Source organism: Pseudomonas sp. SAR267, assembly GCF_052077595.1.
Lineage (GTDB): Bacteria > Pseudomonadota > Gammaproteobacteria > Pseudomonadales > Pseudomonadaceae > Aquipseudomonas > Aquipseudomonas vlassakiae.
In genome coordinates, this window is record NZ_JBQIHU010000001.1 from 2,260,849 (window position 1) to 2,283,081 (window position 22,233).

The window sequence follows — 22,233 nt, forward strand, 5'->3', positions numbered from 1 at the left end:
GCAGGGTAGCCCAGAGCGAGAAAAATCGCACACGCTGTTTCGGTTATTACACGCGGCTAATGCCGTGTTTTCGTAATTTTCGATATAAGGTATTGCGGCTGATGCCCAGGTGCTCGGCGACCCGGGTCAGATGCCAGTGTTTTGCTTCCAGCACTTCCATCAGCGCCTGGCGTTCTGCGCTCTGCAATACATCGCCCCTCACTGAGACCTCAGGCTCGACACCGCCCCTGTGGGAGCGGGCATGCCCGCGAAGAGGCCCGACCTGGGAATGCAAGGCGAGGCCGTTGCCCTCGTTCGCGGGCATGCCCGCTCCCACAGAGGGCGCGTATGTCCTGAAGATGGAGGGAAGGTCCAGGAACCGGATGATGGTGTCTTCGCACAGCGCCACCAAGGTCCGTAGCACGTTACGCATCTGCCGGACGTTCCCCGGCCAGGCGAAGCCAAGCAGTGCCTGACGCGCCTCGGGCGCCAATCGGACCACCTGCCCCTGTGCCTCTTGATGCAGCAGGAAATCCAGCAACCGTTCCTTGTCACTACGCTCGCGCACCGCTGGCAGCGCCACCTCCAGGCCATTGAGCCGGTAGTACAGATCCTCACGGAAACTGCCCTGCTCCACCCGCTCCAGCAAATCCCGGTGGGTGGCACTGACGATGCGCACATCCACCGCCTGCGGCTCACCGCCAATCGGCACCACCTGGCGCTCTTCCAGCACCCGCAACAGGCGGGTCTGCAAGGCCAGTGGCATATCGCCAATCTCGTCCAGCAACAAAGTACCGCCGTCGGCCTGCAACAGCTTGCCACGCATGCCCTCCTTGCGCGCCCCGGTGAAGCTGCCACCGCGGTAGCCGAACAGCTCACTTTCGATCAGGCTCTCGGGGATCGACGCACAGTTGACCGCCACGAACGGCTTGCCACAGCGCTGGCTGGCCTGGTGCACGGCTTGGGCAAAGGCTTCTTTACCGCAACCGGTCTCGCCGCGCAGCAGCAGCGGCACATCGCGCTCGAACACACGCACGGCACGTTGAAAATCGTGTTGCAGGGCCGGGTCCAGCAAGCAGATACCCGGCGCTGCGGCAGGCCTGGCCTGGGGCTGGCTGGCCGGCACCGTCCATCGCGGCGCCTGCGCCTGGCCGCGCAGGCTGGCGAACACCTGGCGTCCATCACGGGTGCGCAACGGCCAGACCGTACTGCCGCCTGGCGTAGCGCGGCTGAACAGCTCGTCGTGGCTGCAGGCGAAGAACATCTCCAGCGGTTTGCCCAACACGCCCCCGCGAATGGTGCCGAGCAGGTTCAGCGCACTCTGGTTGGCGGCGCAGATCCGGCCATCGCCATCGAACGCCAACAACCCTTCACTGAACTGGCCGACCGACTCCGCCTGCACGTGGATGCGCAGCAACCACTGCTGCTCGAAATGACGCAGGAAATAGCAGCTCTCGATCATCTTCGCCGAAAGGTTCACCAGCGCCATGGTGTGGAACTGGCTCTGGCGCGACACGTCCGGCCGCGCCGAGGACACATCCAGCACCGCCAGCAGTTCACCATGGGGGTCGAACACCGGGCTCGCCGAGCAGGTCAGCCCGGTATGGCGGCCGCGAAAGTGCTCATTCTGGTGAATGGTCAGGGCCTGGCGCTCGACCAGGCAGGTGCCGATGCCATTGGTACCCTCGCGTGCCTCGCTCCAGTCCGCGCCCAGCCACAGCCCGGCACGCTCGAAGTTGCGCCGCTCGCTGGGTGCGGTGACACAGTTGAGGATCACCCCACGGGCGTCGGTCAGCAGCACCGCATGGCCGGCTCCAGACAGCTGCTGGTGCAGGCTGTTCATTTCGCTGTCGGCGATTTTCAGCACCTGGCGCAGGCGCTCGCGGCTCTCCAGCAGGCGGCCGTGCTCAAGCACCACCGGTGCCTCGATCACTGACGGGTCGAGGTGGTAATCGTCGAGGCAGCGCAGCCAGGAGCGGGCAATGGAAGGATCGCTGCCCGCTTCTCCACGGGCAACGGTATGCACTTGCTGGGCATGTCGGCTGAATGAGTTGCTCTGCATTTGTTGTTGTTCTCCGCAGATAGAGATTCAGGCCAGCATCCTCCACCTGCGCAGGCTTTGCAACGTACCTGCCGGCACCGTGTCGCAAACGGTACAAAGTGTCACCCCGGCCGTGCCAAGCCTGGCACAGCGCACCTTGCTGCGGCGCCAAAGCATGACCCAAGTCATTGATTCCACGAGGGTGCACCACGCTGGCCCAACCTTTGCTCTACGCTTTCCAACTCCTCAACAAACATAACAGCCAGGAGACACACCATGCGTTACGCACATCCCGGTACCGAGGGCGCGAAGGTTTCCTTCAAGAACCGCTACGGCAACTTCATCGGTGGCGAATTCGTGGCCCCCGTCAAAGGCCAGTACTTCGACAACACTTCCCCGGTGAACGGCCAGCTGATCGCCGAATTCCCGCGTTCCACTGCCGAAGACATCGAAAAAGCCCTGGATGCCGCCCATGCCGCCGCCGACGCCTGGGGCCGCACTTCGGTACAGGACCGCTCCAACATCCTGCTGAAGATTGCCGACCGTATCGAGCAGAACCTGGAAATCCTGGCCATTACCGAAACCTGGGACAACGGCAAGCCGATCCGCGAAACCCTCAACGCCGATATCCCGCTGGCCGTCGACCACTTCCGCTACTTTGCCGGCTGCATCCGCGCCCAGGAAGGCGGCGCTGCCGAAATCAACGAAAACACCGTGGCCTACCACATCCACGAGCCACTGGGTGTGGTCGGGCAGATCATCCCGTGGAACTTCCCGATCCTGATGGCCGCCTGGAAGCTTGCCCCAGCCCTGGCCGCCGGCAACTGCGTGGTGCTCAAGCCGGCCGAACAGACGCCGCTGGGCATCACCGTGCTGGTCGAGCTGATTGCCGACCTGCTGCCCAAAGGCGTGCTCAACGTGGTGCAAGGCTATGGCCGCGAGGCCGGTGAAGCACTGGCCACCAGCAAGCGCATCGCCAAGATCGCCTTCACCGGCTCCACCCCGGTCGGCTCGCACATCATGAAATGCGCGGCCGAGAACATCATCCCGTCCACCGTCGAGCTGGGTGGCAAGTCGCCGAACGTGTACTTCGAAGACATCATGCAGGCCGAGCCGAGCTTCATCGACAAGGCCGCCGAAGGCATGGTGCTGGCGTTCTTCAACCAAGGCGAGGTGTGCACCTGCCCATCGCGCGCGCTGGTGCAGGAGTCGATCTACCCGCAGTTCATGGAAGTGGTGATGAAGAAGGTGCTGCAAATCAAGCGCGGCGACCCGCTCGACACCGACACCATGGTCGGCGCCCAGGCCTCGCAGCAGCAGTTCGAGAAGATCCTCTCGTACCTCGACATCGCCCAGCAGGAAGGCGCCGAGCTGCTGACCGGCGGCAAAGTGGAAAAACTCGAAGGCTCGCTGGCCACCGGTTACTACATCCAGCCGACCCTGCTCAAAGGCAACAACCGCATGCGCGTGTTCCAGGAAGAAATCTTCGGCCCAGTGGTCAGCGTCACCACCTTCAAGGACGAAGCCGAAGCCCTGGCGATTGCCAACGACACCGAGTTCGGCCTCGGTGCCGGCGTGTGGACCCGCGACATCAACCGCGCCTACCGCATGGGCCGTGGTATCAAGGCCGGCCGCGTGTGGACCAACTGCTACCACCTGTACCCGGCGCATGCCGCATTCGGTGGCTACAAGAAGTCCGGCGTCGGCCGTGAAACCCACAAGATGATGCTCGACCACTACCAGCAGACCAAAAACCTGCTGGTGAGCTACGACATCAACCCGTTGGGCTTCTTCTAAACCGCGTCGCGCCCTTCGCGGGCACGCCCGCTCCTACAGGAATCGCGCAAGATTCCATGCCTGTGCAGTACCTGTGGGAGCGGGCTTGCCCGCGAAGAGGCCAGACTTGCTACCACAATCTTCAGAGCCAAAACCGCTCTGGCTCGCTTCCTGCAGTACCTATCACCATCGGCCCGGACCCCTTCCGGCCATCAAGAAAAAGAACAGGTGAATCTATGCCAAGCGATCATTCCGCCGGCGTGCCGGCAGGGTCTTCCGTCGACTTCGAAAAGGTCGGTTCGGACTATTTCCAGCAACGTGAACTGAAGAAAGGCGCCGCCGGCTGGGTACTGCTGGTAGGCCTGGGCGTTGCTTACGTGATTTCCGGCGACTACGCCGGCTGGAACTTCGGCCTCGCCCAAGGTGGCTGGGGCGGCATGTTCCTCGCCACCTTGCTGATGGCCACCATGTACCTGTGCATGTGCTTCTCGCTGGCCGAGCTCTCCTCGATGATCCCCACCGCTGGCGGCGGCTACGGTTTTGCCCGCAGCGCCTTCGGCCCGTGGGGCGGCTTTTTGACCGGCACGGCGATCCTCATCGAGTACGCCATCGCCCCCGCCGCCATCGCCACGTTCATCGGCGCCTACTGCCAGTCATTGTTCGGCATCGGCGGCTGGATGATTTACCTGGCGTTCTATGTAGTGTTTATCGGCATTCACATCTTCGGCGTGGGTGAAGCGCTGAAACTGATGTTCATCATCACCGCCGTCGCAGCCATTGCCCTGGCGGTATTCCTGGTGGCCATGGTGCCCCATTTTGATGCAGCCAACCTGTTCGACATCGCCAAAACGGACGCCGCGGGCGCCAGCAGCTTCCTGCCATTCGGCTATGTCGGCGTGTGGGCCGCGATCCCCTATGCCATCTGGTTCTTCCTCGCCGTGGAGGGGGTGCCACTGGCCGCTGAAGAAACCAAGAACCCCAAGCGCGACCTGCCCCGCGGCCTGATCGGCGCAATGCTGGTACTGCTGGCGTTCGCCCTGCTGATCCTGGTGGTCGGCCCTGGCGGCGCAGGGTCCGAAGCCCTGAAGGCCTCCGGCAACCCGTTGGTCGAGGCGCTGGCCAAGGCTTACGGCGGTTCTACCTGGATGGGCAGTTTCGTCAACCTGGTGGGCCTGGCCGGCCTGATCGCCAGTTTCTTCTCGATCATCTACGCCTATTCGCGGCAGATCTTCGCCCTTTCGCGGGCGGGCTACCTGCCCCGCAAACTGTCGGAAACCAACAAGAGCAAGGCCCCGGTCATGGCGCTGGTGATCCCCGGCCTCATCGGCTTCGCCCTGTCGCTGACTGGCCAGGGTGACCTGCTGATCCTGGTGGCGGTATTCGGTGCCACACTGTCGTATGTGCTGATGATGGCCGCGCACATCACCCTGCGTATCCGTCGGCCAAAAATGGAGCGCCCTTACCGCACCCCAGGCGGCATCTTCACCTCGGGCCTGGCCCTGGTGCTGGCGTGTATCGCCGTGGTCGCGGGCTTCCTGGTCGACCCACGGGTGGTGATTGGCGCTGCCGTGATCTATGCGGTATTCATCGCCTATTTTGCGTTGTACAGCCGCCACCACCTGGTTGCGGGCACACCGGAAGAGGAATTCGCCGCGATCCAGAAGGCCGAAGAGGCGCTGCACTGATCAAAGCCACCTGCCGCGGGCCAGCCCGCGGCTCTGGAGATTCTGTATGGCAAGTTTCGTACACACGGTAGGCCACCTGGTCTATCGCTTCGACAGCCTCAAGGACGTGATGGCCAAGGCCAGCCCGGCCCGTTCCGGGGACTTTTTGGCCGGTGTCGCCGCCAGCAACGACGGCGAACGGGTGGCCGCACAGATGGCCCTGGCCAACATCCCGCTGACGCATTTTCTGAATGAAGCGTTGATCCCCTACGAACAGGACGAGATCACTCGGCTGATCGTCGACACCCACGACGCCCAGGCCTTCGCTCCGGTCAGCCACCTGACCGTTGGCGGCCTGCGCGACTGGCTGCTCAGCGAAGAAGCTGACGAGCAGAGCCTGCGCGCCCTCGCCCCTGGGCTGACCCCGGAAATGGCCGCCGCCGTGTCGAAGATTATGCGTGTGCAGGACCTGGTGCTGGTGGCGCAGAAGATCCGCGTGGTGACCCGGTTCCGCGGCACCATGGGCTTGCGCGGGCGCCTGTCGACCCGTCTGCAACCCAACCACCCGACCGACGAGCCGGCCGGTATCGCCGCCAGCATCCTCGACGGCCTGCTCTACGGCAACGGCGACGCCATGATCGGCATCAACCCGGCCACCGACAGCATCGCCTCGATCTGCGCCCTGCTGGAAATGCTCGACGCCATCATCCAGCGCTATGACATTCCCACCCAGGCTTGCGTGCTGACCCACGTCACCACCTCGATCGAAGCGATCAACCGCGGCGTGCCGCTGGACCTGGTGTTCCAGTCGATCGCTGGCACCGAGGCGGCCAACGCCGGCTTCGGCATCAACCTTAACGTGCTGCAGGAAGGCTACGAGGCCGGCCTGTCGCTCAGGCGCGGCACCCTCGGGCAGAACCTGATGTACTTCGAAACCGGCCAGGGCAGCGCGCTGTCGGCCAATGCCCACCACGGCGTCGACCAGCAAACCTGCGAGACCCGCGCCTACGCCGTGGCTCGCCACTTCAAGCCGTTCCTGGTCAACACCGTGGTCGGCTTCATCGGCCCCGAATACCTGTACAACGGCAAGCAGATCATCCGCGCCGGCCTCGAAGACCACTTCTGCGGCAAGCTGCTCGGCGTGCCGATGGGCTGCGACATCTGCTACACCAACCACGCCGAAGCCGACCAGGACGACATGGACACCCTGCTGACCTTGCTGGGCGTGGCCGGGATCAACTTCATCATGGGCATCCCAGGCTCCGACGACATCATGCTCAACTACCAGACCACGTCGTTCCACGATGCGCTGTATGCGCGCCAGACCCTGGGCCTGAAGCCCGGGCCGGAATTCGAAGCCTGGTTGCAACGCACCGGCATCTTCACCCAGGCCGATGGTCGCGTGCGCTTTGGCGACAACCTGCCGCCGGCATTCCGCCAGGCGTTGGCACAGTTGGCCTAGAGGTGACCATGGCAGACCGATCCCCAATCCCTGAAAATCCTTGGCTGGCCCTGCGCAACCTGACCCCGGCACGCATCGCCCTGGGCCGTTGCGGCACCAGCCTGCCTACCGCTGCGCAACTGGACTTCCAGTTCGCCCACGCCCAGGCCCGTGACGCCGTGCACCTGGCCTTCGACCACGCCACCCTGAGTGAACAGCTCAAGGACCATGGCCGCGACAGCCTGGTGCTGCACAGCGCCGCCACTGATCGCCACCAGTACCTGCAACGTCCCGACCTGGGACGGCGGCTGAACGACGATTCGGCCGAACGCTTGCGCCAGCATGCCCAGGCCAACCCCGAAGGCGTCGACCTGGCCATCGTGGTCGCCGACGGCCTCTCGGCCCTGGCCGTGCACCGCCATACCCTGCCATTCCTGGCCCGCTTCGAGGAGCAGGCCGCAGCCGATGGCTGGACCAGCGCCCCGGTGGTGCTGGTCGAGCAAGGCCGGGTTGCCGTGGCGGACGAAGTGGGCCAATTGCTCGGTGCACGCATGACCGTGATGCTGATCGGCGAGCGCCCAGGGCTGAGCTCGCCAGACAGCCTGGGCCTGTATTTCACCTACGCCCCAAAGGTCGGCCTGACCGATGCCTACCGCAACTGCATCTCCAACATCCGCCTGGAGGGTCTGAGTTACGGCATGGCAGCCCACCGCCTGCTATACCTGATGCGCGAAGCCTGCCGGCGGCAGCTTTCCGGTGTGAATCTGAAGGACGAAGCCGAGGTCCATAGCATCGACAGTGAAAACACCCCCAACCAGCGCGGCAATTTCCTGCTCGGTGAAGGTTAAAGAACCTGTAACGGAAGGCGGATTGCACTGACGGCCAGCATTGGGGCAGCATGCCCATGAAAGCTGCAGGCATTCCGCCGTTTCCCCAAATGGACTCTGAGGGCCGCACATGCGCATCATCAAGGCAACCCTGGAACACCTCGACCTGCTCACCCCGCTGTTCGTCAGATACCGCGAGTTCTACGGGCAGCTGCCTTTCCCCGACAGCTCGCGTGCCTTTCTCGAGAAACGCCTCAAACGCGACGAATCGGTGATCTACCTGGCCTTGGCGGATGACGATGACGGTAAATTGCTCGGTTTTTGTCAACTGTACCCGAGCTTTTCATCGCTTTCGCTGAAACGCGTATGGATCCTCAACGACATCTTTGTCGCCGAAGACTCGCGGCGCATGCTGGTGGCCGACCATCTGATGCGCGAGGCCAAGAAAATGGCCAAGCAGACCCAGGCCGTGCGCATGCGGGTATCGACCAGTGCCAACAACGAGGTGGCGCGCAAGACCTATGAGTCGATCGGCTTTCGCAAGGACACCGAGTTCGAGAACTACATCCTGCCGATCAGCCAGGACTGACCTGTACCGTCCTCTTCGCGGGCACGCCCGCTCCCACAGGTACTGCACAGCCCTTGAGCCTTGTGTGGTACCTGTGGGAGCGGGCGTGCCCGCGAAGAGGACGGCACAGGCGCACACAGTAACCCCCCGCTACAAACTCTACGGGCAGGTTTCCTACTTGGCCGTATAATGCTTCGACCTGTCATGTGTGAAAATTTACCCACTCACAGGTTAGTCATGCCGACGCCGAGGGCATTGTCGGTCATCGCATGCCCGTATAGGCGGGCAAGAACACAGGTGCTGTACATGGAATTCAACCCGCTGGACTTAATCCTGCATCTCGATGCCTACCTCGATCTGCTGGTCACCAACTACGGCCCCTGGATCTATGCGATCCTGTTTGCTGTGATCTTCTGCGAAACCGGCCTGGTGGTGATGCCGTTCCTGCCGGGCGACTCGTTGCTGTTCATCGCTGGCGCCGTGGCCGCCGGTGGCGGGATGGACCCGGTCCTGCTGGCAGGCCTGCTGATGGCCGCCGCCATCCTCGGCGACAGCACCAACTACATCATCGGCCGCACCACAGGCGAAAAACTGTTCAGCAATCCCAATTCGAAGATCTTCCGCCGCGACTACCTGCAGCGGACCCACGACTTCTATGAACGCCATGGCGGCAAGACCGTAACCATGGCACGCTTCCTGCCGATCCTGCGCACCTTCGCGCCGTTCGTGGCCGGTATCGCGCACATGCACTACCCGCGTTTCCTGGGCTTCAGCGTGGCCGGTTCGTTGCTGTGGGTCGGTGGCCTGGTGACCCTGGGCTACTTCTTCGGCAATGTGCCGTTCATCAAGCAGCACCTGTCGCTGATGGTGGTCGCCATCATCCTGCTATCCCTGGTACCGATGATCCTCGGCCTGCTGCGCAGCCGCCTGGGCCGCACCGCCAAGGCCCACTGACAGCAGACATGTGGTCCTTCAGCGCCTGGCGGCGCAAGCGCACACTCGCGCGCTACCCGATCGACCCACAGCAATGGCAGGTGATCCGTGATCGCCTGCCGATGCTCGATGGCATCACCGATGCCGAAGACCAGTGGCTGCGCGAAGCCTGCATCCTGTTCCTGCTCGACAAGCACCTGACCACCCTCCCCGGGGTCGAGCTGGACGACGAGCAGCGCCTGTTTCTCGCCGCCCAGGCGCAGCTGCCACTGCTGCACCTGGGCGAGTTGAACTGGTACCAAGGTTTCCACGAGATCATTCTCTACCCCGATGACTTCAAGAGCCCGCAGCGCCACCGCGATGCCACTGGCGTGGAGCACGCGTGGGATGCCGAACACAGCGGCGAAGCCTGGCAGCAGGGGCCGATCATCCTGGCCTGGGCCGGGGTGCTGGCCAGTGGCGGCTGGGAGGCCTACAACCTGGTGATACACGAGCTGGCACACAAACTCGACATGCTCAATGGCGATGCCAACGGCCTGCCGCCGCTGCACCCGGGCATGCGCGTGGAAGACTGGGCAGCGGCCATGCAGCAGGCCTACGACGACCTCAACCGCCAGCTCGACGCCGACCCCGATGCTGAAACCGCCATCGACCCCTACGCGGCGGAAAACCCGGCGGAATTCTTCGCCGTCACCAGCGAGTATTTCTTCAGCGCTCCCGACCTGCTGCAGCAGGCTTATCCACAGGTGTACCAGCAGCTGTCGCTGTTCTACCGGCAGAACCCGCTCGAGCGCCTGCTGAAGCTGCAGGCCGGGCATCCGGATTACCGCGAAAGCCACGCCTGATGCGGCCGCACATCCGTGCACACGTGGCATGGCCTGGCGGAATGTGCCTATAATCGCCGCCACTTTTTTGATCAAACACGGGGGCACTGCCCAATGAGCTACAGCAAGATTCCGGCTGGCAAAGACCTGCCGAACGACATCTACGTCGCCATCGAGATCCCGGCCAACCACGCGCCGATCAAGTATGAAATCGACAAGGACAGCGACACCCTGTTCGTCGATCGCTTCATGGCCACCCCGATGTTCTACCCGGCCAACTACGGTTTCATCCCGAACACCCTGGCCGACGACGGTGATCCGCTGGACGTGCTGGTCGTGACCCCATACCCGGTTGCTCCTGGCTCGGTTATCCGTGCCCGTCCGGTCGGCGTGCTGAACATGACCGACGACGGCGGCGGCGACGCCAAGGTTATCGCCGTGCCTCACGACAAGCTGAGCCAGCTGTACGTCGACGTGAAGGAATACACCGACCTGCCAGCCCTGCTGATCCAGCAGATCGAGCACTTCTTCGCGAACTACAAGGATCTGGAGAAGGGCAAGTGGGTCAAGATCGAAGGCTGGGAAGGCGCCGACGCCGCCCGCGCCGCGATCACCAAATCGGTCGCTGCCTACAAAGGCTGATACCGTTTTGCATAAAAAACCCCGCCTCAGCGGGGTTTTTTATGGGTTACGCGGAAGGCAGGTAAAAAATCCTACGCAGCCCTACACCTTCGCCCTACATCCAAGCATTTTTCACACCGTTCATATCAACATCACGTTCATTTCGCTACTGGCAACCGGCCGCTACACTCGGCCTCATGAACAGATCCGGTGACCGACTCAAGGCACTCCTCCGGGAATGTGGCCTGACCCCCTCAGACTTCGCTGCCCAGCGCCGCGTGACGTCGCAGCACATCAACAACTGGTTCACCCGCGGCATCCCGATTGCCCGCCTCGACGAAATGGCCGAGTTGTTCTGTGTGCAGCGCCGCTGGCTGCAAACGGGCGAAGGCCCGAAGCACCCGCATTCGCTTCTGCGCATGTATGCGCCACAGGCAATGCCGATAGACGCATTCGGTGCGTCATCGGACCAACTTGTGCCCCTGGTGCAAGTACCCTTCCACGAGCTGCGCAACGGCCAGCTCATCGCGATCGACGGCCATCACCTGGCAATGCCGGCACCTGCGCTGGAGGCTTTGGCCGTACCCGTGGAGCAAGCCATCTGCATGACCATGCCGGCTGCCAATATGGCGCCGTGGATTCCACGCGATGCCATCCTGGCGATCGACCTAAGCTACACCCGGGTGGTTGATGGCGAGATCTATGCCCTGCTGCACAACGGCAGGCTCAGGGTGAACAGCCTGAGCCTCGGCCACCAAGGCACCCTGTGCCTGCACAGCCACAACCGGCGTGAGGTGGTGGAGCGCTACACACCGTTACAGCGCAAGGCGCAGAAGCTGGAGGTACTCGGCTGGGTGTTCCACTGGTCGCATTACCGCCAGCGACGCCCCGGCTGACACGCCCTGTGCCATTTTTTGCTGGGCATACCGCGCCAGCCCTTGTATGCTACGCGGCACATTCAGCCCCGGCCGGCGCAAGCCGCGTTCCAGAGGGCTCGGCGACGCTCCACACGACCGTTTGCCATCTCTTTCAGGCCCTTGCTGGCCACACAGTTAAGGCGGTTGCGACTTACCATAAATTAGTCGGAACCGTCCCCGAGAAGCCGGCCACAAGCCGGCTTTTTAATGCCCTTTTTTTGTATGCCGACAGTTGTGCAGCGCCTATCAGATCGAGCGCCGCCCGCGCGGCGCATCGCGGGCAAGCCCGCTCCCACATCTGTTTCGGGCCAATCACTCCTGTGCCGCCAACAGGGACCGCCTTGTTAGCATGGCGATGCATCTCGGTGAAGCCAACAGGAACAGCCTTGTTGCCATGGCGATGCATCTCGATGGGCACTCGTGCTGTTCCACCTGTTACCTGTCATGCACCAGGGCGGTCCCTGTTGGCTTCATAGGAGTGACTGGCCCGAAACAGATGTGGGAGCGGGCTTGCCCGCGATGCGCCGCGCGGGCGGCGCTCGATCTGATAGGCGCTGCACATCTTTCGGCGAACACTTGGTGGCCGTGATGCGCTATCAGGTCTGGCCAATCAATGCCTCATGCCCAACTCAGCATCATCCATCAGCGCCTTGGCCATCGCGCTCAGGTAATGCGAGGCCCAGATCAGCATCGGTTTCTCATCCATCAAGCCGAGGATGGTCAGCTCGCGCACATAGCCCATGAGTTCCGAGGCCTGCTCGCGAGCATCCTGGCAGGGAATGCCGGGTTCGATGCGGAACAGTGGGTGGGTCTGGTTTTCACCTTGGAAGAAGGTGGTTTTGCCGGCGGTGCATTGGGTGTTGTCTGTGGTCATTGCTCATCTCCCTGAAAATTCTCGAATGCCTGTTCTGGCCCTTTCGCGGGCATGCGCCGTACCTGTGGGAGCGGGCGTGCCCGCGAAGAGGCCGGAACAGGCAATACATCACCTGAGCCTTAGTGCAAGGTCCGAGGCCCAGTGGCCATCTGCACCTGGATCAACGCCGACTCGAGCAAAGCCCGCAGCGCCTCCAGCTCATGCATCGAGGTCATCATCAGGATCGACGCCGGTGACTTGGGCTGCAGCAGCAACGCCTGATGCACCACCGTCGTCGCGCAGAGTGCGTAGTCAGTGGCCTGGACAAGCGTGTCTTCGAGGGAATGAATATCGTGGGGTGGATCGGGGACTATCTTAAGCATGGTGTAACCTCGTCTGTATCCGAAGAAACCACCACGTCATCACTTGCATTTGATGGGTGGCGGCTACGTGCAGGTCTGCAAGACCGGACAGACGAGAACCGGCAGATCCGAAGATCTCCCGCACGCAGCCACCATTGACCGAAGTTGCTGGCAAGCAGCAACTCGGAAATCGGTACTGATGTTTGTACGGGCTTGCAGGCCCGGTCGCTGCTTTGACAACGACCGGACCACACTAGGCCGCCCAGAACACCACCGCAATGGCCCAAGGGCGGTAGGAAGCTAATTCAGAAATGGACTACAAACAACGGGAATTTTCTGAACTTAGAAGTCATACCGCGCCCCGACCATCATGCTCCGCGATGGCCCATAGAAGTTGAACGTCGAAGTCGAGCCCACCCGCGACAAGTAATCCCGGTCGAACAGGTTGTTGACGTTGAAGGTCGCCGTCAGCTTCGAGGTCACCGGGTACGACAGCATCGCATCCACGGTGGCATAGCCCGGCGCATCGATACGCACGCCGCCATTCTCGGAGTAGAAGTTGCTCATCGCCGACACGCCACCACCAATCGCCAGCCCGTTCAGCGGGCTCTGACTGATGGTGTACTTGCTCCACAGCGATGCCTGGTTGCGCGGCATGATGAAGAAGGTGGTTTCGGCATCGCCCTTGACGGTGTCGGTTTCCATCCAGGTGTAGCCCGCCAGCAGCTCCCAGTCAGGCGTCAGCTTGCCGCTGACTTCCACTTCCGCACCCTTGACCCGGGTCTTGCCGGAGGCGACCGAGAAGCCGGTGTCCACGCCATCGGCATCGTACTCTGTGCTGGCGCGGTTCTTGTCGGTCAGGCGGAACACCGAGAAGCGGGTGTTCAGGTCGCCACCGAAGTAGCTGCTCTTCAGGCCGAACTCGTACTGCTCACCCTGGCGCGGCTTGAGCACACGGCCGTTGCCGTCGGTGTCCGACTGGGGCTTGAACACCTGTGAATAGCTGGCATACAGCGCGTGGTTTTCGGTCAGGTCGTAGACCAGGCCGCCATACGGCGTGAAGCGGCCATCGACGCGCTTGTTGTCGTCAACTGTCGAGCCGCTGCTCAGGGTGGTGGTGTAGAAATCACCGCGGTACCAGCTGAAGCGGCCGCCGGCGATCAGCGCCAGGCGCTCGATCGGGCGGAAGGTGACCTTGGAGTACAGGCCGTATTCCTCTTCCTGCATGCCGGTCTCGGTGCTGTAGTTCGGCGACGGCTTGGCGAAGCGCGTCGGCGTGTAGGTGTCGACGTTGATGCTGCCCAGGTTGGTGGTGCCGTTGAGGTACTCGGTGTCGTAGTTCTTGTAGTCGGTGCCGACCACGAATTCGCTGACCTGGCCGAAGGTTTCGAACGGCTGGCTGTAGCTGGCGTCCAGCGAGTAGGTGTCCTGGGTGAAGTCGCGGGCGCTGGCACGCTCGGAGTTGGCCCCGGTGGTGGCATTGGTCGCGGTGAAGGCATACAGGTAGTTGGTGTCGCGGTGCGAGCCGCGGGCGGCGACGCGGCCATAGCCACCGTTGTCGAAGCGGTGGGTCAGCTCGGCGACCAGGTCGGTGGTCTTGCCGTCGAAGTAGTTCCAGTCGGCGCCGAGGAACTTTGAATGGCTGAAATCAGGCACCTCGCCCGACAGCGTCGCCGGGTAGCCGTTGTGCGGGGTGATGTTCTTCACTTCGTGGATCAGGCCGAACGACAGCGTGGTGTCGTCGTCCAGGTCGATGTCCAGCGCGCCGTAGTAGCTGTTGCTGGTGTTGGCGTTGTAATCCACCTCACCGTTGGTGTCGTCACGCGAGGCGATGAAGCGCCCGCGTACCCGGCCGGCATCGTCCAGCGGCCCGCTCAGGTCGATTTCTTCGTGGTTGGTGTCCCAGGTGCCGTAGCTACCTTCGACATGGCCCTGGAATTCGGCGGTTGGGCGTTTGCGCACCATGTTGACGATGCCGCCCAGCTCGCTGGTGCTGCTGAACAGGCCGGCCGGGCCGCGCATGATCTCGACCCTGTCGAAGGCTGCCAGCGACGGTACGGTGCCGAAGATACTGGCCATGGGCGCCGGCAGACCGTCGATGTTGAACTCACTGTACTCGTAACCACGGGCGTAGATCGATGAACGGCCGCTGTCGTTGGTCAGGGTGCGCAGGCCGGCGGTGTACTTGGCCAGGTCATCCAGGTGCACGAACTGGCGGTCCTTGATGTAGTCCTGGGTGTACACGGTGATCGATTGCGGGATGTCCTTGAGAGCTGCCGGGGTCTTGGTGCCCACGGTGGCGGCATCGACGCTGTAACCACCGGTCTGTTCCGAGGGCAGCATGTCGTAGAGGCGGTTGCCTTCGATGGTCAGCGCCGGCAGGTCGAGCGACGTGTCGTCCGCCGCCGCCTGGCCTGCCACCGTTTCAGCCAGTGCCGACAACGAAAACGGCGCCAGCAGCCCCAGCACCAGCCATCCCCGAACCCGTCGCGGGCTCCCCACACCATTGAAACCGCTCATGACACACCCTTCGCCCAAGTGATATTTAATCGCAAATGAAACAAGTTGCTTTTTGCGAACGATACCGGACGAAAAACCGAGGTGCAGCAGGATTAACCTTCTTAACACATGCGCCTGACACGGGGCGATTGCCCTTCCCCCGCCCACAATGGGATGATGGCTAACTGATACAAATTCTCATTAAAGACAAACGATGCCCACCTCACTCCTTCTCGCCGAAGATGACGCACGCCTGCGTGAGGATCTGCAGCGCCACTTTCTCAACCGTGGTTTCCAGGTCAACGCCTGCGCCAGCGGCACCCAGGCGTTGAATGCCGTGCAGCACAGCCGCTTCGACCTGGTGCTGCTGGACATCATGCTGCCGGGCATCGACGGCCTCAGCCTGCTCGACGAGCTGCGCCGCCAGCATGCCGTCCCCGTGATGCTGATGTCGGCGCTGGGCGCCGAGCAGGACCGCATCAGCGGCTTTACCCGGGGCGCGGACGATTACCTGCCAAAGCCGTTCAGCCTCGCCGAGCTGGACGCCCGGGTAGATGCCCTGTTGCGGCGAGTGGCCTTCGGCCGCAGCACACTGCCGCACAGCGAAGCCGGCCCGCTGGTCTACGACCAGTACCTGCGGGATGTGCTTCACCACGGCAAGGCGGCCGGCCTGACCGCTTCGGAGTTCCGCTTGCTGGCCACATTGAGCGCCCACCCCGGCGAGGCCCTGAGCAAGCCGTTCCTGTACCAGACCGTGCTGCACCGGGCCTACACCCGCCTGGACCGCGGCCTCGACGTGCACGTGTGCAACCTGCGTCGCAAGCTGACCGATATCGGCGCTCAGCACCTGCAGATCCAGGCCGTGCGCGGCCAGGGCTACTTGCTGGTCGACACGGAACACGCCTGATGCGCCGACACCCCTTGCTGTGGAAACTGGCAGCCTTGCAGGTCAGCTTCTGCCTGTTGCTGACCTGGTTGATCTGGACCTGGGGCCTGTCGGTGGAGCGCAGCACCTATTTTCTCTCCGCAGCTGACCAGGCCTATCTCGCCCGCTACGCACAGCAGGCTGAACAGGCCTGGCAGCAAGCGGGGGCGACCGGCGCCGAGGCGTTCCGGCGCAAGCTCGAACACGCCGAAGACACCTGGGCGGTGCTGCTCGGGCCACACCTGCAAAGCCTCGGCACCACGCCGCTGGACGCCGAAGAGGCCAGCCACCTGACCTTCATGCGCAAGCTCGACTGGCCGATGAGCCGGCGCCTGCAGGATGAACTGCCGTACGTCAGCATCGAGTTTCCGGATCACCCCGAGAACGGCCGCCTGGTGATGCAACTGCCCGAACGCCTGCTGCCCACAGGCCTGACGCCCTGGACCCATGTCATCACCCACGGCGTCGCCCCCACGCTGCTGGCCCTGCTGCTGGGCCTGGCGATCTATCGGCAGCTGGTGGTGCCGCTCAACCGCCTGCGCGACCGCGCCGATGCCTTGCGCGCCGACGACCTGGAAAGCCCTGGCCTGCCCCTGCAGGAGCGCCGCGATGAACTGGGCGAGCTGGCGCAGGCCTTCGAGCACATGGCCGGGCGCCTGCGCCAGAGCCTTGAGCAACAACGCCTGCTGCTGCGCACGCTGTCCCACGAACTGCGCACGCCACTGGCGCGCTTGCGCATCGCCCATGACAGCGACTTGCCGCCGGCACAACTGCGTGAACGCCTGGAGCGTGAGGTCAATGACATGCAGAAGCTGCTCGAGGACACCCTGGACCTTGCCTGGATGGACACCGAGCAACCGCAACTGCCTACCGAGCCCGTGCTGATGCTTTCCGTGTGGGAGGCGCTATGCCAGGACATCTGCTTCGAAAGTGGCTGGGACCGATCACGCCTGCCCTGCTCGCTGGGCACCGACTGCCGGGTGCAGGTCCATCTGGACAGCCTGGCCCAGGCCCTGGAAAACCTGATGCGCAATGCCATCCGCCATTCGCCCGAGGGCGGCCGGGTCAGCCTCGATGGCTGGCGTGAGGGCGACTGCTGGCACCTGCGCCTGAGCGACCAGGGCCCCGGCATACCGCACGCTGACCTCGAACGCATCTTCCAACCCTACCAACGCTTGCCCCACAGCGGCGCAGGCTTCGGCCTTGGGCTGGCCATCGCCCGCCGCGCCATCGAACTGCAAGGCGGCCGGCTGTGGGCCAGCAATGCTCACCCCGGCTTGTGCCTGCATGTGGTGCTGCCAATCGGCGGGGAATGTTTAGAAAGTTAATGCGCTTTACGCCCAAACGGCACTGATTATCATCTGGCCTTTCCCTGCAAAGCCCAGACGAGACGCCTGATGAGCAAGATGACCCTGTCCCTGATTTTTGCACTGGCGCTGGCCGCCCCGGTTGCCGTGGCGCAGCCAGCACGTGAGCAGAAAATGGACACCTCGCTGCTGCAACGCCAGGACCTGGCCTACCGCTTCAGTCATCTTGACCTGGATTCGGCCGACGGCCAGCGCCACTACCGCCTGTGGCTCGGCAAGCCGGGTCGCCCGGCGCCGGCTACCGGTTATCCGGTACTGTGGATGCTCGACGGCAATGCCGCGCTGGGCGCACTAAATGCCCAGCAACTGAGCCAGCTCGCCGCCGGTCAGGCACCGTTGCTGGTTGCCGTGGGGTACCAGACAGATCAGCGCATCGAGCGGATCGGGCGCACCTTCGATTACACCCCGGCAGTAGCCGGACAGGCCGAGCAGCGCGATCCACTGACGGGGGAGCCCAGCGGTGGGGCGGATGCGTTCCTTGATCTGCTGACGCAAAAGATGCGGCCAATTGTGGCTGACGTGGCACCAATCGACCCGCAGCGGCAGACGCTGTGGGGGCATTCCTATGGTGGCCTGGCGGTGTTGCATGCACTGTTAACCCGGCCTGGCGCGTTCAGCGACTATGCAGCGGCCAGCCCGTCGCTATGGTGGAACGACGGGGCGATCTTGCGTGAGGCGCAGGGGTTGCAGCAGCGCCTGGGCGATAGCCGGCCACGGTTGCTGTTGATGCGTGGGAGCGAGGAGCCGGCGAATCCGCGTATGCCGGTGAAGGGCGATGTGGAGCGGCCGGCCCGGGAGTTGGCGGCTGATCTTTCCAGGGTGCAGGGGCTGCAGGTGCACTTCGAGCGATTCGAAGGGCTGGGGCATGGGCCGATGCTGCCGGCCTCGCTGGGTAAGGTGATTGGAGACATGTCGCGGTAATCCTGTCCCGGCCTCTTCGCGGGCACGCCCGCACCAGGGGCTCGCGTATCCCTGTGTGGGCGTGCCCGCGAAGAGGCCGGGACAGGTCAACCTTTCACACACACCACCTGCCGCAGCGTGTGCACCACTTCCACCAACTCGCTCTGTGCCTTCATCACCGCATCGATGTCCTTGTACGCCATCGGTATCTCGTCGATCACGTCCTTGTCCTTGCGGCACTCCACATGGGCCGTGGCCCGCCGCTGGTCTTCCACGGTGAATTGGCTTTTGGCCTTGGTCCGGCTCATCAACCTGCCCGCTCCATGGCTGCAGGAGCAGAACGATTCCTCGTTGCCCAGCCCCCGCACGATGAAGCTCCTGGCGCCCATGGAGCCAGGAATGATGCCCAACTGCCCTTTCTGCGCCGACACCGCGCCCTTGCGCGTGACCAGCACCTCGCGGCCGAAATGCTGCTCGCGCTGCACATAGTTGTGGTGGCAGTTGACCGCCTCCAGGCTTGCCTCGAACGGCTTGCCCAGCACCTTGCGGGTGGCCGCGATCACCGCCAGCATCATCAGTTCACGGTTGCGCCGGGCAAAGTCCTGCGCCCATTCCACCGCCTCGACATAGTCGGCGAAATGGCGGCTGCCCTCCTCGAAGTAGGCCAGGTCCTTGTCCGGCAGGTTGGCCAGGTGCTGGCGCATGTCGGCCTGGGCCAGTTCGATGAACAGGTTGCCGATGGCATTGCCGACACCGCGCGAGCCGCTGTGCAGCATGAACCAGACCCGGTCGGCCTCGTCCAGGCACACCTCGATGAAGTGGTTACCGCCGCCCAGGGTGCCAAGGTGGTGGCGGTTGTTGGTCTTTTCCAGGCGCGGATACTTGTCGGTGATGGCCTTGAAACGCCCGGCGAGCTGGCCCCAGGCTTTGTCTGCCAGGCCCGGCACGTTGTCCCAGGCACCTTGGTCGCGTTTGCCGAAGGTCTTGCCGTGGGGCACCGCCTGCTCGATGGCGCCGCGTAGGCGGTGCAGGTTGTCCGGCAGGTCACGCGCCTGCAGCGAGGTACGCGCCGCGATCATGCCGCAGCCAATGTCGACGCCCACCGCGGCGGGGATGATCGCGCCGACCGTGGGGATCACGCTGCCAATGGTCGAGCCCTTGCCCAGGTGCACATCCGGCATCACCGCCAGGTGCTTGAAGATGAACGGCATCTTCGCTGTATTGAGCAGTTGCCGACGGGCGTCGTCTTCGACCGGCACGCCGTCGGTCCACAGTTTGACCGGCTTGCCACCGGCGACCTGGAGAATGTCCATGGGGCTGTTCCTGTTGAGCCATGCCTGCATGATACCGCCGAAGGCCTTGGAACAGCGGCTTGCCAGCAAGGTGGCACAGTGCTGTATGCTTGGCCGGTCTTCAGGGCGGGGTGAAAGTCCCCACCGGCGGTAAATCGAAAGATGAGCCCGCGAGCGCCCCGGCCATGCCGGGGGTCAGCAGATCTGGTGCGACTCCAGAGCCGACGGTCATAGTCCGGATGAAAGAAGGCGTCAGGCAGGGGCCATTCGGGCGCCCCTGCGCGCGCATTTTGTTCGCCCCGAGACGTTCATCGATCAATCACGAGGAGCGTTTCATGTCCCCTTTGCTGCAAAAACAATTTCCCAATGTCTCCGCCGCCATCGCCGCCTTCCAGGCCGGGCGCCCTGTGCTGCTGCTCGACGATGACGACCGCGAGGACGAAGCCGATATCGTCGCCGCTGCTGAGAACCTGTCGCTGCAGACCATGGCCATGATGATCCGCGATTGCAGCGGCATCGTCTGCCTGTGCCTGGACGAAGCCACTGTCGACGCCCTGCAGCTGGCGCCGATGGTGCAGAACAACCAGGCCCGTCACGGCACCGGCTTCACCGTCACCATCGAGGCAGCCGAAGGCGTGAGCACCGGGGTTTCCGCCCAGGACCGCATCACCACCATCGAAGCGGCGCTGCGTTCGACCGCCGAGCAACGCCATATCGTCAGCCCGGGCCATGTATTCCCGCTGCGCGCGCGCGATGGGGGTGTGCTGACCCGTCGCGGGCATACCGAAGGCTCGGTTGACCTGGCGCGCCTGGCCGGCCTGCGCCCGGCGGCGGTGCTGTGCGAACTGATGAATCCTGATGGCAGCATGGCGCGGGGTGAGCAGGTGGCGGTGTATGCGCGGCAGTACAACCTGCCGGTGCTGACCATCGAGGAACTGGCGCGGTGCCGTGAGGCCATGGTGCAACTCGAGGCCGAGCCAGCCTGATCCCTGTGGGAGCGGCCTTGTGTCGCGAAAGGGCCGCACAGCCGCCCCAGAATTTCAGCGTAAATGCAGAAATTGCGGGGCTGCTTCGCAGCCCTTTCGCGACACAAGGCCGCTCCCACAAATTTGCGCGTTAACTGATCAGCAAGTCGGATGTTTGCTCCCCCCGCCCCGCTCTGCTAACGTCGCGCCGTTCTGACCCGCCACCGAGACTGTCGCCATGGCCCGCAAAAAAGCCTCCATCGATTTCGAACAATCCCTCGCCGACCTGCAAGCCCTGGTCGAGCGCCTGGAGAACGGCGAACTGTCGCTGGAAGACTCGCTGGCCGCGTTCGAGCAAGGCATCGCCCTGACCCGCGACTGCCAGGGCGCCCTGGCCCAGGCCGAACAGAAAGTGCAGATCCTGCTGGAACGTGACGGCGAACTGGCCGCGCAGCCGTTCGATGCGGAGCCAGAGGCATGATCACTGCTTACCAGGCCAGCTGCCAGGCCCGTGTCGACGCCGCCCTCGAACCGCTGTTCGTCGCCCCGACCAGGGAGCTGGAGCGGCTTTACGCCGCCATGCGCTACAGCGTGATGAACGGCGGCAAGCGCGTGCGCCCGCTGCTCGCCTATGCCGCCTGCGAAGCCCTTGGCGCGCCAGCCGAGCAAGCCAACGGGGCGGCCTGTGCGGTGGAACTGATCCACGCCTATTCGCTGGTGCATGACGACCTGCCGGCCATGGACGACGACGACTTGCGCCGTGGCCAGCCGACTACCCACAAGGCCTTCGACGAAGCCTGCGCGATTCTTGCCGGTGACGGTTTGCAGAGCCTGGCGTTCAGCGCCCTGCTCGACCCAACCCTGAGCCCGCAAGCCGACAGCACCCGCCTGGCCATGGTCCAGGCCCTGGCCAAGGCCGCAGGCCCTGCGGGCATGGTCGGCGGCCAGGCCATCGACCTCGGCTCGGTCGGCCTGAAGCTGGACCAGCAGGCCCTGGAATTCATGCACCGGCACAAGACCGGCGCCCTGATCGAAGCCAGTGTGCGCCTCGGCGCCCTGGCCAGTGCCCGCGCCGAGCAGGCACAACTGGATGCCCTGCAGACTTATGCACAGGCCATCGGCCTGGCCTTCCAGGTGCAAGACGATATCCTCGACGTGGAAAGCGACACCGCTACCCTGGGCAAGCGCCAGGGGGCTGACATCGCCCGTGACAAACCGACCTACCCGGCCCTGCTGGGGCTGGAAGCCGCCAAGGCCTACGCAATCGAACTGCGCGACCAGGCGCTGGTCGCACTGCAAGGGTTTGGCGAAAATGCCGAGCCGCTGCGGGCGTTGGCACGCTATATCGTCGAGCGCCGTCACTGATTGAGTGGGGCCGCTTTGCGGCCCTTCGCGGGCAAGCCCGCTCCCACACGGACTTCACTGGCCGTGAATACAGTGGTAATCCTGGGGGAGCGGGCTTGCCCGCGAAGGGCTGCA

The 22,233-nt window shown here is 63.7% G+C and carries 21 protein-coding genes and 1 riboswitch; of the genes, 15 read left to right on the forward strand and 6 right to left on the reverse strand.

Going from position 1 to position 22,233, the window contains the following annotated elements:
- Window positions 1-46: 46 nt before the first annotated feature.
- Window positions 47-2,041, reverse strand: a complete 1,995-nt coding sequence (locus ACTORR_RS10870; protein ID WP_054886178.1) for a sigma-54-dependent Fis family transcriptional regulator — start codon at window positions 2,039-2,041, stop codon at window positions 47-49.
- 255 nt (window positions 2,042-2,296) lie between these two features.
- On the opposite strand from ACTORR_RS10870, the gene exaC reads away from it, so the two are divergent.
- The 9 genes from exaC to ACTORR_RS10915 all read left to right on the forward strand — a co-directional run bounded on the left by exaC (window position 2,297) and on the right by ACTORR_RS10915 (window position 11,570).
- Window positions 2,297-3,817: an acetaldehyde dehydrogenase ExaC gene (gene exaC, locus ACTORR_RS10875; RefSeq protein WP_054886179.1), complete on the forward strand. Its 1,521-nt coding sequence runs from the start codon at window positions 2,297-2,299 to the stop codon at window positions 3,815-3,817.
- Between the two features lie 215 nt (window positions 3,818-4,032).
- Window positions 4,033-5,481: an ethanolamine permease gene (gene eat, locus ACTORR_RS10880; RefSeq protein ID WP_054886180.1), complete on the forward strand. Its 1,449-nt coding sequence runs from the start codon at window positions 4,033-4,035 to the stop codon at window positions 5,479-5,481.
- Between the two features lie 46 nt (window positions 5,482-5,527).
- The gene (locus tag ACTORR_RS10885; RefSeq protein WP_054886181.1) at window positions 5,528-6,922 is read left to right on the forward strand and encodes an ethanolamine ammonia-lyase subunit EutB; all 1,395 of its coding nucleotides are present in this window, start codon (window positions 5,528-5,530) and stop codon (window positions 6,920-6,922) included.
- 8 nt (window positions 6,923-6,930) lie between these two features.
- Window positions 6,931-7,749: an ethanolamine ammonia-lyase subunit EutC gene (eutC, locus tag ACTORR_RS10890; RefSeq protein ID WP_262108830.1), complete on the forward strand. Its 819-nt coding sequence runs from the start codon at window positions 6,931-6,933 to the stop codon at window positions 7,747-7,749.
- Between the two features lie 109 nt (window positions 7,750-7,858).
- Window positions 7,859-8,317 (forward strand): GNAT family N-acetyltransferase, encoded by a 459-nt coding sequence (locus ACTORR_RS10895; protein ID WP_054886183.1) that lies wholly within the window; start codon window positions 7,859-7,861, stop codon window positions 8,315-8,317.
- Window positions 8,318-8,602: 285 nt separating this feature from the next.
- A complete protein-coding gene (locus ACTORR_RS10900; RefSeq protein ID WP_054886184.1) occupies window positions 8,603-9,250 on the forward strand; it encodes a DedA family protein in 648 nt (215 codons plus the stop codon).
- 8 nt (window positions 9,251-9,258) lie between these two features.
- Entirely contained in the window at window positions 9,259-10,074 is an 816-nt protein-coding gene (locus tag ACTORR_RS10905; protein WP_054886185.1) for a zinc-dependent peptidase, read from the forward strand.
- A gap of 93 nt (window positions 10,075-10,167) precedes the next feature.
- Entirely contained in the window at window positions 10,168-10,695 is a 528-nt protein-coding gene (gene ppa, locus ACTORR_RS10910) for an inorganic diphosphatase (protein WP_003255365.1), read from the forward strand.
- Between the two features lie 176 nt (window positions 10,696-10,871).
- A complete protein-coding gene (locus ACTORR_RS10915) occupies window positions 10,872-11,570 on the forward strand; it encodes a LexA family transcriptional regulator (RefSeq protein WP_099814641.1) in 699 nt (232 codons plus the stop codon).
- A gap of 172 nt (window positions 11,571-11,742) precedes the next feature.
- On the opposite strand, the gene ACTORR_RS10920 is transcribed toward ACTORR_RS10915, so the two are convergent.
- The 4 genes from ACTORR_RS10920 to ACTORR_RS10935 form a co-directional block, all read right to left on the reverse strand.
- Entirely contained in the window at window positions 11,743-12,009 is a 267-nt protein-coding gene (locus tag ACTORR_RS10920) for a hypothetical protein (protein ID WP_418055832.1), read from the reverse strand.
- Between the two features lie 192 nt (window positions 12,010-12,201).
- Entirely contained in the window at window positions 12,202-12,465 is a 264-nt protein-coding gene (locus ACTORR_RS10925; RefSeq protein WP_286935099.1) for a DUF3077 domain-containing protein, read from the reverse strand.
- A 119-nt stretch (window positions 12,466-12,584) separates the two neighbouring features.
- Window positions 12,585-12,827 carry a hypothetical protein gene (locus tag ACTORR_RS10930; RefSeq protein WP_313365769.1) on the reverse strand — a complete coding sequence of 81 codons (243 nt, stop codon included), beginning with the start codon at window positions 12,825-12,827 and terminating at the stop codon, window positions 12,585-12,587.
- Between the two features lie 321 nt (window positions 12,828-13,148).
- On the reverse strand, window positions 13,149-15,326 hold the full coding sequence (locus ACTORR_RS10935; protein WP_286935097.1) for a TonB-dependent siderophore receptor: 2,178 nt from the start codon (window positions 15,324-15,326) through the stop codon (window positions 13,149-13,151).
- A 193-nt stretch (window positions 15,327-15,519) separates the two neighbouring features.
- Between ACTORR_RS10935 and ACTORR_RS10940 the strand changes: the two genes are divergently transcribed.
- From ACTORR_RS10940 to ACTORR_RS10950, 3 genes are all read left to right on the forward strand, one after another.
- Window positions 15,520-16,212 (forward strand): response regulator transcription factor, encoded by a 693-nt coding sequence (locus ACTORR_RS10940; RefSeq protein ID WP_286935096.1) that lies wholly within the window; start codon window positions 15,520-15,522, stop codon window positions 16,210-16,212.
- The gene (locus ACTORR_RS10945) at window positions 16,212-17,558 is read left to right on the forward strand and encodes a HAMP domain-containing sensor histidine kinase (protein ID WP_286935095.1); all 1,347 of its coding nucleotides are present in this window, start codon (window positions 16,212-16,214) and stop codon (window positions 17,556-17,558) included. Before ACTORR_RS10940 ends, ACTORR_RS10945 begins: the two co-directional genes overlap by 1 nt.
- A gap of 69 nt (window positions 17,559-17,627) precedes the next feature.
- The gene (locus tag ACTORR_RS10950) at window positions 17,628-18,518 is read left to right on the forward strand and encodes an alpha/beta hydrolase (RefSeq protein ID WP_286935094.1); all 891 of its coding nucleotides are present in this window, start codon (window positions 17,628-17,630) and stop codon (window positions 18,516-18,518) included.
- Between the two features lie 86 nt (window positions 18,519-18,604).
- Here ACTORR_RS10950 and ACTORR_RS10955 read toward each other — a convergent pair whose 3' ends face one another.
- Window positions 18,605-19,810: an RtcB family protein gene (locus ACTORR_RS10955; RefSeq protein ID WP_286935093.1), complete on the reverse strand. Its 1,206-nt coding sequence runs from the start codon at window positions 19,808-19,810 to the stop codon at window positions 18,605-18,607.
- 92 nt (window positions 19,811-19,902) lie between these two features.
- Window positions 19,903-20,044, forward strand: a riboswitch (FMN riboswitch).
- An 80-nt stretch (window positions 20,045-20,124) separates the two neighbouring features.
- On the opposite strand from ACTORR_RS10955, the gene ribB reads away from it, so the two are divergent.
- The 3 genes from ribB (at window position 20,125) to ispA (ending at window position 22,119) form a co-directional block, all read left to right on the forward strand.
- Complete coding sequence (gene ribB, locus ACTORR_RS10960) at window positions 20,125-20,775, forward strand: 3,4-dihydroxy-2-butanone-4-phosphate synthase (protein WP_054886561.1); 651 nt, start codon at window positions 20,125-20,127, stop codon at window positions 20,773-20,775.
- A gap of 217 nt (window positions 20,776-20,992) precedes the next feature.
- Window positions 20,993-21,235, forward strand: coding sequence for an exodeoxyribonuclease VII small subunit (locus ACTORR_RS10965; RefSeq protein WP_008092375.1), 243 nt, complete (start codon window positions 20,993-20,995; stop codon window positions 21,233-21,235).
- Entirely contained in the window at window positions 21,232-22,119 is an 888-nt protein-coding gene (gene ispA / locus ACTORR_RS10970; RefSeq protein WP_054886560.1) for a (2E,6E)-farnesyl diphosphate synthase, read from the forward strand. The genes ACTORR_RS10965 and ispA overlap by 4 nt, the downstream gene beginning before the upstream one ends.
- The last annotated feature ends 114 nt before the right edge of the window (window positions 22,120-22,233 follow it).

Coding starts and splice junctions, on each gene's coding strand:
- ACTORR_RS10945 (WP_286935095.1), top strand. CDS start 16,212: ATGCGCCGACACCCCTTGCTGTGGAAACTGGCAGCCTTGCAGGTCAGC.
- ACTORR_RS10940 (WP_286935096.1), top strand. CDS start 15,520: ATGCCCACCTCACTCCTTCTCGCCGAAGATGACGCACGCCTGCGTGAG.
- ACTORR_RS10925 (WP_286935099.1), bottom strand. CDS start 12,465: ATGACCACAGACAACACCCAATGCACCGCCGGCAAAACCACCTTCTTC.
- ACTORR_RS10905 (WP_054886185.1), top strand. CDS start 9,259: ATGTGGTCCTTCAGCGCCTGGCGGCGCAAGCGCACACTCGCGCGCTAC.
- ACTORR_RS10900 (WP_054886184.1), top strand. CDS start 8,603: ATGGAATTCAACCCGCTGGACTTAATCCTGCATCTCGATGCCTACCTC.
- eat (WP_054886180.1), top strand. CDS start 4,033: ATGCCAAGCGATCATTCCGCCGGCGTGCCGGCAGGGTCTTCCGTCGAC.
- ispA (WP_054886560.1), top strand. CDS start 21,232: ATGATCACTGCTTACCAGGCCAGCTGCCAGGCCCGTGTCGACGCCGCC.
- ribB (WP_054886561.1), top strand. CDS start 20,125: ATGTCCCCTTTGCTGCAAAAACAATTTCCCAATGTCTCCGCCGCCATC.
- ACTORR_RS10935 (WP_286935097.1), bottom strand. CDS start 15,326: ATGAGCGGTTTCAATGGTGTGGGGAGCCCGCGACGGGTTCGGGGATGG.
- ACTORR_RS10885 (WP_054886181.1), top strand. CDS start 5,528: ATGGCAAGTTTCGTACACACGGTAGGCCACCTGGTCTATCGCTTCGAC.
- eutC (WP_262108830.1), top strand. CDS start 6,931: ATGGCAGACCGATCCCCAATCCCTGAAAATCCTTGGCTGGCCCTGCGC.
- ACTORR_RS10930 (WP_313365769.1), bottom strand. CDS start 12,827: ATGCTTAAGATAGTCCCCGATCCACCCCACGATATTCATTCCCTCGAA.
- exaC (WP_054886179.1), top strand. CDS start 2,297: ATGCGTTACGCACATCCCGGTACCGAGGGCGCGAAGGTTTCCTTCAAG.
- ACTORR_RS10895 (WP_054886183.1), top strand. CDS start 7,859: ATGCGCATCATCAAGGCAACCCTGGAACACCTCGACCTGCTCACCCCG.
- ACTORR_RS10965 (WP_008092375.1), top strand. CDS start 20,993: ATGGCCCGCAAAAAAGCCTCCATCGATTTCGAACAATCCCTCGCCGAC.
- ACTORR_RS10950 (WP_286935094.1), top strand. CDS start 17,628: ATGAGCAAGATGACCCTGTCCCTGATTTTTGCACTGGCGCTGGCCGCC.
- ppa (WP_003255365.1), top strand. CDS start 10,168: ATGAGCTACAGCAAGATTCCGGCTGGCAAAGACCTGCCGAACGACATC.
- ACTORR_RS10870 (WP_054886178.1), bottom strand. CDS start 2,041: ATGCAGAGCAACTCATTCAGCCGACATGCCCAGCAAGTGCATACCGTT.
- ACTORR_RS10915 (WP_099814641.1), top strand. CDS start 10,872: ATGAACAGATCCGGTGACCGACTCAAGGCACTCCTCCGGGAATGTGGC.
- ACTORR_RS10955 (WP_286935093.1), bottom strand. CDS start 19,810: ATGGACATTCTCCAGGTCGCCGGTGGCAAGCCGGTCAAACTGTGGACC.